This window comes from Brevirhabdus pacifica (assembly GCF_002797755.1).
Lineage (GTDB): Bacteria > Pseudomonadota > Alphaproteobacteria > Rhodobacterales > Rhodobacteraceae > Brevirhabdus > Brevirhabdus pacifica.
Map to the genome: position 1 here is coordinate 255959 of NZ_PGFI01000014.1, position 15302 is coordinate 271260.

The 15302-nt window shown below is 67.0% G+C and carries 10 protein-coding genes and 1 tRNA gene; 8 read left to right on the top strand and 3 right to left on the bottom strand.

All coding sequences use genetic code 11. The annotated features are described in order from the left end of the window. The first annotated feature begins 47 nt into the window (after positions 1 to 47). On the top strand, positions 48 to 797 hold the full coding sequence (locus CLV77_RS15000) for a hypothetical protein (RefSeq protein ID WP_143815111.1): 750 nt from the start codon (positions 48 to 50) through the stop codon (positions 795 to 797). A 21-nt stretch (positions 798 to 818) separates the two neighbouring features. Here the strand turns inward: CLV77_RS15000 and CLV77_RS15005 are convergent, their stop codons facing one another. Then, positions 819 to 2198: a helix-turn-helix domain-containing protein gene (locus CLV77_RS15005; protein ID WP_321174935.1), complete on the bottom strand. Its 1380-nt coding sequence runs from the start codon at positions 2196 to 2198 to the stop codon at positions 819 to 821. A gap of 241 nt (positions 2199 to 2439) precedes the next feature. On the opposite strand from CLV77_RS15005, the gene CLV77_RS15010 reads away from it, so the two are divergent. The 7 genes from CLV77_RS15010 (at position 2440) to CLV77_RS15040 (ending at position 12156) form a co-directional block, all read left to right on the top strand. Next, positions 2440 to 3492, top strand: coding sequence for a ketopantoate reductase family protein (locus CLV77_RS15010; protein WP_076980356.1), 1053 nt, complete (start codon positions 2440 to 2442; stop codon positions 3490 to 3492). Positions 3493 to 3725: 233 nt separating this feature from the next. Next, a tRNA-Gly gene (locus tag CLV77_RS15015) sits at positions 3726 to 3799 on the top strand. A 179-nt stretch (positions 3800 to 3978) separates the two neighbouring features. Then, entirely contained in the window at positions 3979 to 5769 is a 1791-nt protein-coding gene (locus CLV77_RS15020) for an ABC transporter transmembrane domain-containing protein (RefSeq protein ID WP_076980357.1), read from the top strand. A gap of 152 nt (positions 5770 to 5921) precedes the next feature. Continuing rightward, positions 5922 to 7805, top strand: a complete 1884-nt coding sequence (locus tag CLV77_RS15025; protein ID WP_076980358.1) for an acyl-CoA synthetase — start codon at positions 5922 to 5924, stop codon at positions 7803 to 7805. A 36-nt stretch (positions 7806 to 7841) separates the two neighbouring features. Continuing rightward, positions 7842 to 8228 carry a hypothetical protein gene (locus tag CLV77_RS15030; RefSeq protein ID WP_076980359.1) on the top strand — a complete coding sequence of 129 codons (387 nt, stop codon included), beginning with the start codon at positions 7842 to 7844 and terminating at the stop codon, positions 8226 to 8228. 449 nt (positions 8229 to 8677) lie between these two features. Then, positions 8678 to 9172 (top strand): hypothetical protein, encoded by a 495-nt coding sequence (locus tag CLV77_RS15035; RefSeq protein ID WP_143815110.1) that lies wholly within the window; start codon positions 8678 to 8680, stop codon positions 9170 to 9172. Next, a complete protein-coding gene (locus CLV77_RS15040) occupies positions 9169 to 12156 on the top strand; it encodes a M10 family metallopeptidase C-terminal domain-containing protein (RefSeq protein WP_076980361.1) in 2988 nt (995 codons plus the stop codon). The genes CLV77_RS15035 and CLV77_RS15040 overlap by 4 nt, the downstream gene beginning before the upstream one ends. A gap of 16 nt (positions 12157 to 12172) precedes the next feature. On the opposite strand, the gene CLV77_RS15045 is transcribed toward CLV77_RS15040, so the two are convergent. Together CLV77_RS15045 and CLV77_RS15050 are read right to left on the bottom strand one after the other, a co-directional pair. Continuing rightward, positions 12173 to 14101, bottom strand: a complete 1929-nt coding sequence (locus tag CLV77_RS15045; RefSeq protein ID WP_076980362.1) for a TRAP transporter permease — start codon at positions 14099 to 14101, stop codon at positions 12173 to 12175. 79 nt (positions 14102 to 14180) lie between these two features. Continuing rightward, positions 14181 to 15131, bottom strand: coding sequence for a TAXI family TRAP transporter solute-binding subunit (locus CLV77_RS15050; protein WP_076980363.1), 951 nt, complete (start codon positions 15129 to 15131; stop codon positions 14181 to 14183). Positions 15132 to 15302: the final 171 nt, after the last annotated feature.

Consider the following 15302-nt stretch of genomic DNA (forward strand, 5'->3'; position numbering starts at 1 on the left):
CCCCGGCGGGCAAATTCCGGGGAGTGACGAGTAAAGGGGACAGGCGGATGGAACGTCATCTGTTGGTGTGCGGTCATGGCCGCTCGGGCAGTACATTATTCTACAACATGTTGCGTCACACGTTGCAGGGGTTCGGCATGTTCGACTCCGAGGTGACGGCCGAAACGGTAATCGGCCGACCGGGGAGCCACTGCTCCAAGCGGCCCTACGATATCTTCCGGGTTCCGCAGATCCTTCAGAGGAACACCGGGCGCAAGCAACTGGACCTGGTGGTCATGTTGCGCGACCCGCGCAACCTTCTGGTCAGTCGGCACACGGCGGTGCCCGACGACTATTTCATGGGGGCGGACCATGCCTACCTTGTCCTGCCCGACAGGACGCCCACCCCGACCGCGCCGGGCATCCTCCAGATCCACAAGGCGATCATGGAGGTGACCGCCTCGGGCCTGGTCCCGCAGGGGATCTTCTTCCTGAAATACGAAGATCTCACCGCCCACCCCGAGGACGTGAAGACCCTGCTGGCGCAGCAGATGGACCTGCGATTCGAGGGGCGTTTCGCCGATTTCCACAAGGGGACGATCCCCGATGAGCTGCACGGCCCCCTGAACGGCGTGCGCGCGGTCGAGGCGGGGCAGGGGCGCAAATGGGCCGCCCCCAGGCACCGCAAACGGATCATCGACCAGTTCACCCGCTTTCCCGTCCTGCACGAGCTGGTGATCCAGCTTGGTTACGAAAAGGATCGCGGCTGGTTCGACGCCCTGCTTGAAGAGGGCGCGCCAGCCCCGGCCGAAGGGTAGGCCGGCGCGCCGGCCCGCCCCTCAGCTTTCGTAGCGGGTGTTGCCCCGGCGGTTGGTGTCGATGGGCAGTTCCACGAACAATGGCTGGTGGGCGCGCTGCGAACAGGCCTGCCGGGGGCAGAGGTGGCAGTTCAGGCCGATCTGTCCGAACAGCCGTTCGTCATCGCGGTTGTAGGTCGCGGCATAGCCGATGCGATGGGCGTGCTGAAGCTCGCACCCCAGCGCCAAGGTCAGCCGCCGGTCCTGGGTCTCTTGGCTGAACACCGGGCGGTGGACGGTGCGGCTGATGGTGAAATAACGCTCGCCGTCGGGCAGCTCGACGAACTGGGGCATGATGACCCCGGGGTTCGAGAAGGCCGCGTGGATGTTCCAGACCGGGCAGGCACCACCGTATTCGGCCAGGTTGAACGAGGTCGAGTTGAAGCGTTTCGAGACGTTGCCGGCCTTGTCTATTCGCAGGAAGAAAAAGGGCACGCCCCGCGCGCCTTCGCGTTGCAGGGTCGTCAGGCGGTGGCAGACCTGCTCGAACGAGACGGCGAAGGCCGCGGCGACCCGGTCGATGTCGTATTGCACCCGCTCCGCCGTGCGCAGCAAGGGGATGTAGGGCATGACATAGGCCCCCGCGAAATAGTTCGCCAATTCGACCCGGCAGCGGGCGAGGCCCTGATCCGACTTGATGCCGCTGTTCTCGATCAGCCGATCCAGAAGGTCCGGAAGCTCGATCAGACCCAGCACGTGGGCCAGCTGGAAGACCCGGTTGTTGTGGTCCAGCGCCTGGGACAGGAAGACGGTGCCCGCGGCCTCGTCATAGAAGCGCAGGGTCTGATCCATCTCTTCCAGCGGGCGAGTCTGGACCTGGATCGCGTGCTTGTCGCGCAGCCGGTCCTTTAGGTGGACATAAAGGTCCTCCTGCGCCACCGCGCGCTCGCCCCGCAACCGCTCCGCGGCTTCTTCGAGCTGGGGGAAATGGTTGGAGTGATCGCGAAAGAAATCGTGGATCACCGTCTCGGGCGAGGTCTCAAGAAGCTTCTCGGGCATCTTCTCGATCCCCGAGCGCATGATCTTCTCAAGCGTCGTCCGGTGGCCCCGATACAACTGCAAGAACCCCTCGACCAGCCGCGGGGCGTGGTCGATTGCCGCACGTATTTCGTGCAGATCGGGCTTTGTGTCGCCAAAAATCGGGTCCTGCATCGCGTGGCGCAGGTCGGCGATGCTCTTGGATGCCTCGTCGGTGGTCAGCTCGCGCCAGTCCAGGTCGTAGATGTCCGACAGCGCCATGAGCATCGGAACCGACAGGCTTCTTTGGTTGTTTTCCAACAGGTTGATGTATGATGGGCTAACCCCCAGCGCCTGCGCCATCTCGGCCTGCGTCTGGTTGTGTTCGCGCCGGAGCTGCCGCATCCGCGGCCCGATCAGTGTCTTTGGCATGGAAACTCGCGATCAGTTGTGCTTATACTCGGATAATAAAGCATTATTTACAATGTTACATCTTGTGGCTTATGTAGGCTACACTTTTTACACATTTACTCGAATTACCTAGGCGCATCGTTTTTCGCAACTATATTACCTCATGAATTCACGGCGAATCCCCGCACCACGGGGCGCCGATCAACCGGAATATTTGTGAAAGGGCGGAAGTATCATGGCTTACAAAACTCTCGTACTCGGGGCTTCCTACGGCTCGCTGCTGGGCACCAAGCTGCTGATGGCGGGTCACGACGTGACCCTGGTCTGTCGCCGCGAGACCGCCGACCTGATCAACGCCGAGGGCACCGAGGTCCGCATCAAGCTGCGCGACGAGGACGAGCATCGCGCGATCCGTTCGGGCGATCAGCCCGGCAAGCTTGACGCCACCACCCCCGGCGAAGTCGACCTGGCACAATACGACATGGTGGCCCTCGCCATGCAGGAGCCGCAGTACGGTTCGGACGACATCGCCAAGCTGCTGAGCCAAATCGCCGAGGCCGGTCTGCCCTGCCTGTCGATCATGAACATGCCGCCGCTGCCCTACCTGCGCCGGATCCCGGGTGTCGAGGCCGCCGCCCTGCGCGACGCCTTTTCCTGCCCCGACGTCTGGAGTGCCTTCACCCCCGGCAACGTCACCCTGTGCAGCCCCGACCCGCAGGCGTTCCGCCTGCCCGACGAGGGTCCGAACGTGCTGTTCGTGGGCCTGCCCACCAACTTCAAGGCCGCGCGCTTCGAGAAGGAAGAGCACAACGAGATGCTCCGCCAGATGGAGGCCGACATCGCCGCCGTCCGTCTTGACGGCAAGGACGTTCCCGTCAAACTGCGCGTCTCGGACTCGCTCTTCGTGCCGCTTGCCAAGTGGTCGATGCTGCTGACCGGCAACTATCGTTGCGTCAAATCCGACGGCGTCCAGCCCATCAAGGAAGCCGTGCACGGCGACGCCGACCGTTCGGAAGCGATCTACGAGCATGTCAACGCCATCGCCCGCAAGCTGGGTGCCGATGCCGGTGACCAGGTGCCCTTCGCCAAGTACGCAGCGGCCGCTCAGAACCTGCTCAAGCCCTCCTCGGTGGCCCGTGCCATCGACGGCGGCGCCGAGAACGTCGAGCGCGTCGACATGGTCGTGAAGCTGATCGGCGACTCCATCGGCATGAGCAACGCGGATGTCGACGCCGTGGTCGACACCGTCAATACGCGCATCGCCTCGAATCGCCGCATCGCGGCCTGAGGCACCCGAACACCGCCTGACCCCATATCGGGCGGCCTTTGGCCGGGAAGCGGTGAGCGGACACTTCCGCTTCCCGGTCGCACAACCAACGCACAGAGAAGCCGGCCCGCCCCGCCCAACCGATCCGTCGGAGGGCAGGGCGGGCCGCCTCGTTTCCAAGGGCCACCGACCGCGCCCGCGCCCGATTGGATTCTTGACCTTGCCCACGGGCTGCAATAGCAACAGGCCCGAGCGCGGGTATGGTGTAATGGTAGCGCCCTAGCCTTCCAAGCTAGTCGTGCGGGTTCGATTCCCGCTACCCGCTCCATCCTTTCCCGATTGTCATGTCTCCAGGTGCCTGGACGCCTGTCCCGGCCGCCCATGGCGCCGCATGACGCCGCGCCTGGCGCGCGCTTGCATCGCTCACGGGACCGTTGGTCGCAGGCGGCTTGTTGCCTGGGCAACGCGCCTCTATACCGTGCCCGGGCACATGAAGGGGCGTGGTGCATGGTCAGACGGACAAGCGACGAAGAGCGCGCGAAGTCGCGCAACATGGGGGCGCTCCGGGTGCTGGTGCCCTTTGTCATGCCCTACCGGATCCTGCTGACCGCGGCGGGGCTGGCGCTGGTACTGACGGCCAGCCTGTCGCTGATCCTGCCCATTGCCGTGCGCCGGGTCGTCGACGGGTTCGAGACCGAGGCCGTCACCCTTCTGGACCAGTATTTCACCGCCGCCCTGGCCATTGCCGGCGCCCTCGCCGTGGGCACGGGGCTGCGCTACTACCTCGTGACCCGTCTGGGCGAGCGGGTGGTGGCCGACATCCGCAAGGCCCTCTTCCGCCGCATGATCGGCATGAGCCCCGCGTTCTTCGAGCGCCTGATGACCGGCGAGGTGCTGAGCCGCCTGACCACCGACACGACGCTGATCCTCTCGGTGCTCAGCTCCTCGGTCTCAGTGGCGCTGCGCAACGTGCTGATCTTCCTCGGCGGGCTGGTGCTGATGCTGTTCACATCGGCCAAGCTGACGGGGCTGGTCCTGCTTCTGGTGCCGGCGGTGATCATTCCGATCGTCGTGCTGGGCCGCCGGCTGCGCAAGCTCAGCCGCGAGAACCAGGACTGGATCGCCCAAAGCTCGGGCAGCGCCTCGGAGGCGCTGACCAGCGTCCAGGCGGTGCAGGCCTACAGCTTCGAGGAGGAAACCGGCGCGCGCTTCTCGGATGTCACCGAGAAAAGCTTCGATTCGGCCCGCCGCCGTATCCTGACCCGGGCGGTGATGACCGTGATCGTCATCTTCCTCGTCTTCTCGGGCGTGGTCGGGGTGCTGTGGATCGGCGCCCGCGATGTGCGCGCCGACCTGATGAGCGTGGGCGAGCTGGTGCAGTTCGTAATCTACTCGGTCATGGTCGCAGGCTCGGTGGGTGCCCTTTCCGAGATCTGGGGCGAGCTTCAGCGCGCCGCCGGTGCCACCGAGCGCCTGACCGAGCTGTTGCAGGCCACCGACAGCGTTTCGGACCCTGCCGATCCCGTCGCCCTGCCGTCGCCCACCACCGGGCGGATCGCGTTCGAGGGGGTGACCTTCCGCTATCCCAGCCGCCCGGACCAGCCGGCGCTGAGCGACGTGTCCTTCTCAATCGCGCCGGGCGAAACGGTGGCACTGGTCGGTCCCTCGGGCGCGGGCAAGACCACGGTTCTTCAGCTGTTGCTGCGGTTCTACGATCCCGCCGATGGCGCGATCCGCCTTGATGGCACCGATCTGCGCAGCATGGCGCGCAGCGATTTCCGCCGGGCGTTGGCCCTTGTGCCCCAGGATCCGGTGATCTTTGCCGCCACCGCGCGCGAGAACATCCGCTTCGGCCGTCCCGACGCCACCGACGCCCAGGTCGAGGCCGCCGCCCGCGCCGCCGCCGCCCATGATTTCCTGGCGGCCCTGCCGGATGGCTACGACACCTATGTCGGCGAACGCGGCGTGATGCTGTCGGGCGGTCAGAAACAGCGCATCGCCATCGCCCGCGCGATCCTGCGCGACGCGCCCGTGCTGCTTCTGGACGAGGCCACCTCGGCCCTGGATGCGGAAAGCGAGCGCGCGGTCCAGACCGCCATCGACGCCATGAGCCGGGACCGCACGACCCTGATCGTCGCCCACCGGCTGGCCACGGTGAAGAAGGCCGACCGCATCCTGGTCTTCGAGGACGGGCGCATCGTTGCCGAGGGCAGCCATGACGCCCTGGTCGCCGAGGGCGGGCTTTACGCGCGCCTTGCCCGGCTTCAGTTCACCGACGGGATGCTGGCCGACGGCTGATCCGGCTTCCGGGGGCACGCACCCGGTGCCGCCGCACCCCATCTTCCGCAAAGTCACGGCAGCAACCGGCTTGCGCCGGGGGCGAATTCTTCTCATCCTCTGGGCAACCGGGTGGCGCTTGCGCATGGCCGGGCCAAGGGAGGACGGACATTATGGCTTTTGCATCCTTGCAGGACCTCAGGAAGATCGAACAGGAAGCGGATTGGGAAAGCCGCGACCTGCCGCGCACCATGTATGAATTCACGTCGCGCGTGGCGACACGGCACGGCGACCGGAACGCGATAAGCTTCCAGCTTCTGTCCGCGCCCACGGCCAAGGCGGAGACGCTGAGCTGGCGGCAGTTCCACGAACGCTCGGTCCAGGCCGCGAACCTTTTCCGCAGCCTCGGCGTGGGCGAGGGCGACGTGGTCGCCTACCTCCTGCCCATCTGCAACGAGGCCGCCGTGACCCTGATCGGCGGCGCCATGGCCGGCATCGCCAACCCCATCAACCCGCTACTGATGCCCGAGCAGATCGCCGCCATCCTGCGCGAGACGGGGGCCAAGGTGCTGGTGACGCTGCGCGCCTTCCCCAAGACCGACCTGCCCGAGAAGGCGGCCGAGGCGGCGCGCCTGGCGCCCAATGTCCAGACTGTGTTGGAGGTGGACCTCAACCGTTATCTCACGCCGCCCAAAAGCTGGATCGTGCCTTTGGTCCGCCCCAAGCACAAAGTCGAGCACAAGGCCCAGGTCATGGATTTTAACCGTGAACTGGACCGCCAGAACACGACCCTCGATTTCGAAGATCCGCCCGTCGACCGGGTGGGGGCCTATTTCCACACCGGCGGCACCACCGGCATGCCCAAGGTGGCCCAGCATCGCATCTCGGGGATGGTCTACAACGGCTGGCTTGGTCAGCAGCTTCTGTTCAGCGAGGATGACACGATCATCTGTCCGCTGCCGCTGTTCCACGTCTTTGCCTGCCACGTGATCCTGATGGCGATGATCGCCTCGGGCGCGCACGTGGTCTTCCCCACGCCCCAGGGCTATCGCGGCGACGGGGTGTTCGACAATTTCTGGAAGCTGATCGAACGCTGGAAGGTCACCTTCATCATCACCGTGCCGACGGCGATCTCGGCGCTGATGCAGCGTCCAGTCGATGCCGATGTCTCTTCGGTCAAGACGGCCTTCTCGGGCTCGTCGCCCCTGCCGGTCGAGCTTTTCCACCGCTTCGAAAAGGCCAGCGGCGTTACCATCGTCGAGGGCTACGGCCTGACCGAGGCGACCTGCCTGGTGTCGTGCAACCCTCCGGGCGGCACCAAGAAGATCGGGTCGGTCGGCCTGCCGCTGCCCTACACTAGGGTGCGGATCCTGGCGCGGGACAACGGAGGCTGGCGCGATTGCGGCGCCGACGAGGTGGGCGAGATCTGCGTCGCCAACCCCGGCGTCTTTTCGGGCAACACCTACACCGACCCATCCAAGAACAAGGATCTTTTCGTGGATGGCGACTACCTGCGCACGGGTGACCTGGGCCGGATCGACAGCGACGGGTATCTCTACATCACCGGCCGGGCCAAGGATCTCATCATCCGGGGCGGGCACAACATCGACCCCGCCGACATCGAAGAGGCGCTGTCCGGGCACGACGCGGTGGCCTTCGCCGGCGCGATCGGTCAGCCCGACGCCTTCGCCGGCGAGCTTCCCTGCGTCTACGTCGAGCTGGTCGCCGGTGCCGATGTCACCGAGGAGGAGCTGATGGAATTCGCCAACGGGCGCATCCACGAACGCGCCGCCCATCCCAAGTATCTCGAGATCCTGGACGAGCTTCCGAAGACTGCCGTCGGCAAGGTCTTCAAGCCCGACCTGCGCCGCCGCGCCATCACCCGGGTCTTCGACGCCACGCTCGAGCGCGAGGGTCTGGACGCCCGCGTCGCCCAGGTTGTCGAGGATCCCAAGCGCGGCCTTGTGGCCGAGATCGAAGGACCCGACGCCGGCGATGAGGCCCGGATGACGGCCGTGCTGGGCGAATTCACGGTGCCCTGGCGCAAGGCCGGCTGAAGCGGCCGGTCCCGCGCGGCGGAGACAGAGGGTTCGATGGCCGTCGCGCGGCGCAAATCCTATCCAGAGACCCCGGACGGGCGCTATTTCGTGGCCCGTGGCCGGCTGTGGCGCAAGACCGACCCCTCGCTTGATGACGCCACCCGGCGCGCCGCGGTCAAGGCGCTGATGCAGGCCCGACGCGCCGTCGGCATGGCATTGAAGGAAGAGGGTGAGGCGGGGCAGGAGGCTGTCGCCGCCGCCCGCGCCCAGGTCGACGCCGCCAAGCGCCGGCTGGGGGAGCGGGGGCCGGTCTGGTGGCAGGACGGCACCCCCGACGAGACGGGTCGCGCCCCCTGGAACAGCAGCTACGCCCCGTGGTGGGAGGGTCTTGATGAAGGCCTGCGCAAGGCCGGCATCGGCGATACCGACAGCGCGGATTGATCCCGGGACCTGATCGGTGTGGGGCCGGTGATTCCCGCATGCCCCGTGACCCCGCGCGCTTACGCGCCCCCGCGTGTCCCACGGGGCAGGAATACCCGACCCTGATCTCGTGTAATCCGCCCCGCCTCGGCTGATTTTCGCCACGTCGGATCGCCGAAAGGTAACGATCTGGACCGCCGCCCGCGATATGCTGCAAGAAAAGGCGCGGCAGGATGGGACGCCGCAGCGCAGCCGACGGGATGGAGGCCGCGCGCGCGACAGACCCGAATTGGTCCGCACCGGGCAGGTATCAGCCAAGCGAAAGGCCCGCCGGGGATGGGGGGCGCTTCGCGTGGGCGGCACCGGGTGACAGGAGAGATGGAAGTGGGACAGCAGCACAGGCCACCGCGCGTCGTCGCGGGCCGGGACGGGGGCGCCGCACGGCGCACCGCGATCCGGCACCGGCGCACATGAGGATGGCCGTCGCCGTGATGGCGCTGATGCTGCCTGCGGGCGGCGCGCTAGGCGCCAAGGGGCCGGCGCTGGACTGCGGGGCCGGGGCCGTCAATGCGCCGGTGGTGGGGGCCGAGGCCGCGCGCCTCGACGGGCTTTGCACCACCCTCACTGAGCTTTTGCGCCAGATGGGGCACGAACCGCAATCCCGGGCCCCCGCGACCCCCGGCGACGATCCCGCCGCTGGGGTCGAGACGCTGCTGCGGCTGGAGATGCGGACCGCCACACCAACCCGCCTGGAAGGGCGTCTTTCCTGGCTGGACTGTCGCCAGCAGCCATGCCGCGCGGCGGGCAGCAGCCCGATGCTCGACACATCGGTCCAGGACAGCCGCGCCCTGCCTGCCGCGGCGGTTGAGCACTTCCTGCGCAACCTTCTGCGCCTCAGCGGATGGCCCGGCGCGCAAGGCGCGGCCACGGGGACCACCACCAGCACACAAAGGGGTGAGCGATGATCCGGGCCTCGCTTGAAGACGAAATCGCGGCCAGCATCCGGGGCGATGCCGACAGCATAACCGACGCCGCCGTCGTCGAGGGGACGGACGCGCCCGAGGGCACGTCCACCGGCTACACGCTGACCAAGGGCGACAGCTTCTCGGGTTCGCTGTCCGGCGACGGCGACTGGATCGCGATCAGTGTCACCGCCGGCGACAACATCCAGATCACCATGAGCGGCGGCGGTACGGGCGGCGTCTCGGACGCCTACCTGCTGTTCTACGATGGCGCGGGCGAGCTGATCTCGTTCAACGATGACGGCGGCAACGGGCTGGATGCCCAGTTCGAGTTCGTGGCCAGCGAAAGCGGCACTTACTACGTGGCCGCCTGGGCCCTGACCGGCAGCGGCTACCTTGGCGGCAGCGGATCCTACACGCTGACCGTCACCGACCTGGGCGAGGCGCTTCCCGAATACGACGACGACCAGATCGCGGCCTATCTTACAGATGGCTACTGGCAGGACGGCGGCGGGCAGGGCCGGGCCTTTGCCCTGGGCGCCGATCGCAGCATCTCGGTCGACATCACCTCGCTGACCTCGGCGGGGCAGCAATACGCCACCTGGGCGCTGGAGGCCTGGTCCGACGTCAGCGGTATCGAGTTCGTCTTCGTGGACGAGGACCTGGGCCAGACCGCCGACATCTTCTTCGACGATTCCGACAGCGGCGCCTATTCCTGGTCGACCACCTCGGGGGGGACGATCCTGCGCTCGGTCATCAACGTCTCGACCGCGTGGATCCAGCCCGACCTGGTCAACGGGCAGGCGACGATCAACAGCTATTCCTACTCCACCTACCTGCACGAGATCGGCCACGCCCTGGGTCTGGGTCACGCGGGTGACTACAACGGCGCGGCCGATTACGGCACCACGCTGGAAAGCGGCGACAATCACTATCTCAACGACAGTTGGCTCAACTCGGTAATGTCCTACATGGACCCCTGGTCCAACACGACCGACGGGCTGGACTATGCCGTGCACCTGACCCCGATGCAGGCCGACATCATCGCGATCCAGTCGCTTTACGGCGATCCGGGTGCGCAGCACGCGGGCGACACGGTCTATGGCCGGGGCTCGACCGCCGGCGGCTACCTGGACCTGTGGACGGGGGCGTCTGGCGACGGGCTGCTGCTGACGATCTTTGATACCGGCGGCAACGACACGCTGGACCTGGGCCACGCCAGCCAGGATCAGGTCATCGACCTGCGCCCGGGCGCCATCTCGGACGTGCTGGGCCTGCCCAATTCCTTGACCATCGACCGCAGCACCGTGATCGAGAATGTGGTCTCCGGCAGCGGCAACGACACGATCACGGGCAACGACGCCGACAACCGCATCACCGGCGGCGGCGGCGCGGACCGGATCGACGGCGGCGCGGGGCAGGACAGCGTCGTCTTTTCGGGCAATGCCGCCAGCTACACCATCACCACCAGCGGTGCCGTGACCGAGGTGTCGGGCAACGGCGCCACGGCCACGCTGAACAACGTGGAAACCCTGATCTTCGATGATCAGACCGTCTCGCTGGTCGCCAGCTCCGCCACCGTCAGCATCGCGGACCAAAGCGTGGCCTCCGGGCGCTGGATCTCGCTGATCTCGATCCTGACGCTGACCGGTGGTTCGGGCAACGTCAGCGCCTATGAGATCCAGGACAACAGCGGCGCCGACAGCGTCTATGTCGACGGCGCGGGCATCGTGGACGCAAGCGCGGGCTATATCATTTCGGCCAGCCAGTTGGGCGGCGTCTGGCTTCAGGGCGAGGCCGTGCTGGGCGATCAGACCATCCGCGTGCGCGCCTATGACGACCAGACCGGCTGGGGCGACTGGGAAAGCTTCGTGCTCAGCACCGACAATTACGTGCCCCGGGTGGCGGATCTATCGGTGACCGTCGGCGTCGGCAGTTTCGTCGCGGTCAAGGACCTGCTGGATTACAGCGATGCCGACGGCGACGCGGCCGTCAGCTATGAAATCCTGGACCTGGCGGGCGAAAGCAGCTTCTACCTCAGCGGTGTCGGTCAGGTCGACGCCTCGGCGGGCTACGTGCTGGACGCGGGGCAGTTGGCCAATCTTTACGTCGAGGGGGCCTCGGCCGAGGGCAGCCAGACCCTGCGCATCCGGGCCTATGACGGCAAGGACTGGGGCGATTGGGCAGCCTTCGAGGTGACGACCGCCGACACGGTCGGCACGGTCACCGTTGCCGACCAGACCCTTTCGGTCGGTCGCTGGACCAGCCTTGGCGCCAACCTCACCTATACCGACGCCGACGGCGACACGGCTATGGCTTACCAGATCACCGATAGCTCGGGGCAGGGGATCTACATCTCGGGCGTGGGGGCGGTCGATGCCTCGGCTGGGTACGAGATCACCGCCGATCAGCTTTGGTCGGTCTGGATTCAGTCCGACAGCACCCTGGGCACCCGCAGCCTGAGTATCCGCGCCTATGACGGCACGAGCTGGACCGAATCCTACACCTTCCACGTGGTCACCGCGAACCACCTGGCGACCATCGACAGCAGCGCCATCACCGTGGCGGCCGGCGGCTCTTCCCGGCTGGCCGATGCGCTGACGGTGGCGGATGCCGACGGCGATGCGGTCGTGGCCTACGAGGTGATCGATGCCGTCGGCGCCGACAGCCTTTACCTTGACGGGGTCGGAACGCTTCAGGCCAGCGGCGGGCTCGAGATCACGGCGGCCGAGCTGGCCGACCTGTGGGTGCTGGGCGACGACGCGGCGGGGGATCAGTTCATCTTCATCCGGGCCCATGACGGGACCGAGTGGGGCGACTGGACAGCCGTCTACGTCGAGACGACCGACAGCACCGCCAGCGCTCAGGCCGCACCCCTCGCCACGCAGGGCGACACCGCCCCCCAGCAGATGGCCGAGCCCGCGATGGCAACCCTGCCCGATGCCGACTGGGACGCGGCCCTGCGCGACAGTTTCATCTTCGTCTGACTGGGGGAGGGGGCGTTCAGCCGGGCTCGACCACGCGGGCCCGTCGCGCCCGTTCGCCCCGGGCCAGCATCAACACCAGGGCCAGGCCCATGGCGCCGGCCAAATCGGTGATCCAGCCCCCCTCGAACGCATCGGCGGGCACCAGCAAAGCCAAGCCCGCCGCCGCCAGCGCGATCCGCGGCGCCGGTCCGGAAACCACGGCCCCGCCGACCAGCGCGGCCGAGACCGCCCATATCCCCGCAAGCGCGGTCAGCCCCGCCAGGATCGCCACCGGCAGCGGCGCCGCCAGCAGCATCGAGGGCGCCGCGACGAAAAGGACGGGCACCACATAGGCCGCCCAGCCAAATCGCATCGCGTGCAGCCCCGACCGCATCGGTGGTGCATCGGCGATCGAGGCGGCGGCAAAGGCCGCCATGGCGACCGGCGGGGTGATCATCGACATCATCCCGAAGTAAAGCACGTATAGATGGGCCGCCATCGGGGGCACCCCCGTCTCGACCAGGGCGGGCGCCACCAGCGCCGCCAGCAGCACGTAAACCGCCAGGGTCGGCAGCCCCATGCCCAGCACGATGCAGATCAGCGCCGCCAGCAGCAACAGCACGACGGGGTTGCCCCCGCCGAGGGCGACCAGCACGTAGGTCAGGTTGAAGCCCAGCCCGGTGATGCCCAGCACGCCGATCACGACGCCGGCGCCCGCCGCGATCACCGCGATCTCGGAGGCGCGGCGTCCGGTGATGGCAAATCCCTGGACCAGCGCGCGCAGGCCGGGCCGCTGGCCGCCATAGCCAAAGATCATCCCCGTCACGATCAGCGTGGCCGCCGCCCAAAGGCCCGCACGCTCTGCCTGGAACCCCCGGCCGAAGAGCAGGAAGATCAGCACCGCGAAGGTCAGCGGGAAATGCCAGCCGCCCCACAGCCGCCGCAGGGGCGGGCGGCGCGAGGAATGCATCGGCCGCAGGTTCAGGCGTGCGGCCTCGAAGTCGGCCTGGATGAAAAGCGCGGCATAGAACAGCAGCGCGGGCAACAACGCGGCATAGGCCACGGCGGCATAGGTCACCTCGAGGAACTCGGCCATGAGGAAGGCGGCAGCACCCATCACGGGCGGCAGAAGCTGTCCGCCGGTCGAGGCCGCGGCCTCGATCCCCGCGGCCTTGGGCGGCGAGAAGCCGTCATCCTTGATCAGAGGAATGGTGACCGTGCCCGTCGACAGGACATTGGCCACCGCCGAGCCCGAGACCGTGCCGAACAGGGCCGAGGACAGCACCGCGATCTTCATCGACCCGCCCCGGAACCGTCCCATGAGCGCGATCGACAGGTCGGTGAAGAACCTCGTGCCCCCGGTCAGGCCCAGAAGGGCGCCCAGCAGCAGAAAGACCACGATCACCCCGCCCGCCACTGCCAGCGGCAGGCCCAGCACGGCGTTGGCGTCGAACCCCATATATCCCGACAACAGGCGGAACTCCTGCACCCGCAGGTCCAGGTCCCAGGGCAGCATGTTTCCTGCCAGCGCCAGGAAAAGGAAGACCGTGACTATCGCAGGCAGGGCCCAGCCGGTGATCCGGCGCAGGGCCTCGAGCAGCAGGGCGGTGGTCAGCAGCCCCGGCACCCAGACCGCGAGGGGTTTGAGGAAGACTTGCAGCACCAGTGCCGGGTAGCGCAGCGCGACGAAGCCCAGCACCAGAAGCGACAGGGCCGCAAGCAGCTGATCGCCCCAGGGCGCAGCCCGCGTGGGCCGGGCCTCGCAGCTGCGTGACGACAGGAACGTGATCGCCAGCGACAGGCCCAGCAGTAGGGCGAGGTATTGCTGTGCGTAGAAGTGAAAGCCCAGCTTGCGGGTCAGGTTCAGCGACCAGGCGATCGCCACGAGGACCAGCAGCGTGGAAAGCCCGTCGGCGACAAGGGCCGTGAGCGGGCGGGAAGACGGGGGGGCGGCGCTGCCGCTCACGCCTGGCCCGGAAGGCGGGGCAGCGCGATGTCTGGCGCAAGACCTAGCGCTACACCCGGCGCGGGGGCGGTCGGTCTTCTCATTCCAGGCCGATCTCTTGGTAGAACTGCAACGCGCCGGGGTGATACTCGGCGGTGCCTACATCGCCCTTCATCGCCATCGGGTTGAAGAGGGCAAAGCCCGGGAAGGTCGAGGTCAGCACCTCGTGCCCCTCGTGGAGCACGCGCGCCATGGCCGCCACAGTCTCGTCGGGCACGCCCGCGTGGGTCACCAGCGCCTGGGGCAGGGCGAAGAAGACACCGTCGTCGTCGACCCCGATGGCCGATCCGGCCGCGACCTCGACGAAGGTCAGGGTCGGCCAGGCGCCGCGGGCTGCCTTCAGCGTTTCCTCGTCGGGCTTGGCAACGCCCAGGGCGCGCAGGCCTCCGACGGCGGCGGCCGCTTCCGAGACCTTGCCGGCGCCGAGCGCGAAGATGAAAGCCTCGGCATCGCCCGAGATGAACGCGTCGGCGCCTGCCACGACAGAAGGCACGTTGACGGGCCGGATGTCACCCTCGTCAAGGCCGGCGGCGGCATAGAATGCGGCCAGTTGGGCGTTGATCGAATTCTGCGCCACATAGCCGGCCGGCACCTTGCGCCCGCGCAGGTCCGCGACCGAACGGATATCGCTGTCGGCGCGCACGAAGATCGCCTCGCGCAGGGGCATCAGCAGGGCGACGACGCGCAGGTTCGGACTGGCCAGGCCGTTCCACCATTCTGCGCCGGTCAGCGCGTAATTCATCTCCTGGAGATTTGAGATGCCGAATTCGATACCGCCTGCATTGATGTGGGGCAGATATTGATTGGCGCTGGTCGCGGGCTGAACGGTGGTTTTCAACCCTGCGTCGTTTGCCGCCCGGGCAATGGCGGTGGCCATGTTGTAATGGAGCGACCCGGCATTCGAGGTTGCGATCCCGACCGTTTCGGGGGCGGATTGTACCGCATTCGCAAAGCTGAATGACGTCAGCAAAGCGTAAAACAAGGTTCGCATACTCGTGCCCCGGCCTGTGACGATCCACGTTCATGGATAGTCGGGTGTTAAGGTTGATGACAATGATTTTCTCAATGAGAATACAACCTAAAGGTGCGGGCGTAAAGTAACGCCGCCGGGTAATGCAAAAACCGGGTGCCAAATTCCTTCAATAGCCAAGGGATGGAAGCA

Excerpts from the sequence above, each read along its gene's own strand:
- CLV77_RS15000 (WP_143815111.1), top strand. The coding sequence starts at position 48 with ATGGAACGTCATCTGTTGGTGTGCGGTCATGGCCGCTCGGGCAGTACA.
- CLV77_RS15040 (WP_076980361.1), top strand. The coding sequence starts at position 9,169 with ATGATCCGGGCCTCGCTTGAAGACGAAATCGCGGCCAGCATCCGGGGC.
- CLV77_RS15030 (WP_076980359.1), top strand. The coding sequence starts at position 7,842 with ATGGCCGTCGCGCGGCGCAAATCCTATCCAGAGACCCCGGACGGGCGC.
- CLV77_RS15035 (WP_143815110.1), top strand. The coding sequence starts at position 8,678 with ATGAGGATGGCCGTCGCCGTGATGGCGCTGATGCTGCCTGCGGGCGGC.
- CLV77_RS15020 (WP_076980357.1), top strand. The coding sequence starts at position 3,979 with ATGGTCAGACGGACAAGCGACGAAGAGCGCGCGAAGTCGCGCAACATG.
- CLV77_RS15005 (WP_321174935.1), bottom strand. The coding sequence starts at position 2,198 with ATGCGGCAGCTCCGGCGCGAACACAACCAGACGCAGGCCGAGATGGCG.
- CLV77_RS15050 (WP_076980363.1), bottom strand. The coding sequence starts at position 15,131 with ATGCGAACCTTGTTTTACGCTTTGCTGACGTCATTCAGCTTTGCGAAT.
- CLV77_RS15025 (WP_076980358.1), top strand. The coding sequence starts at position 5,922 with ATGGCTTTTGCATCCTTGCAGGACCTCAGGAAGATCGAACAGGAAGCG.
- CLV77_RS15010 (WP_076980356.1), top strand. The coding sequence starts at position 2,440 with ATGGCTTACAAAACTCTCGTACTCGGGGCTTCCTACGGCTCGCTGCTG.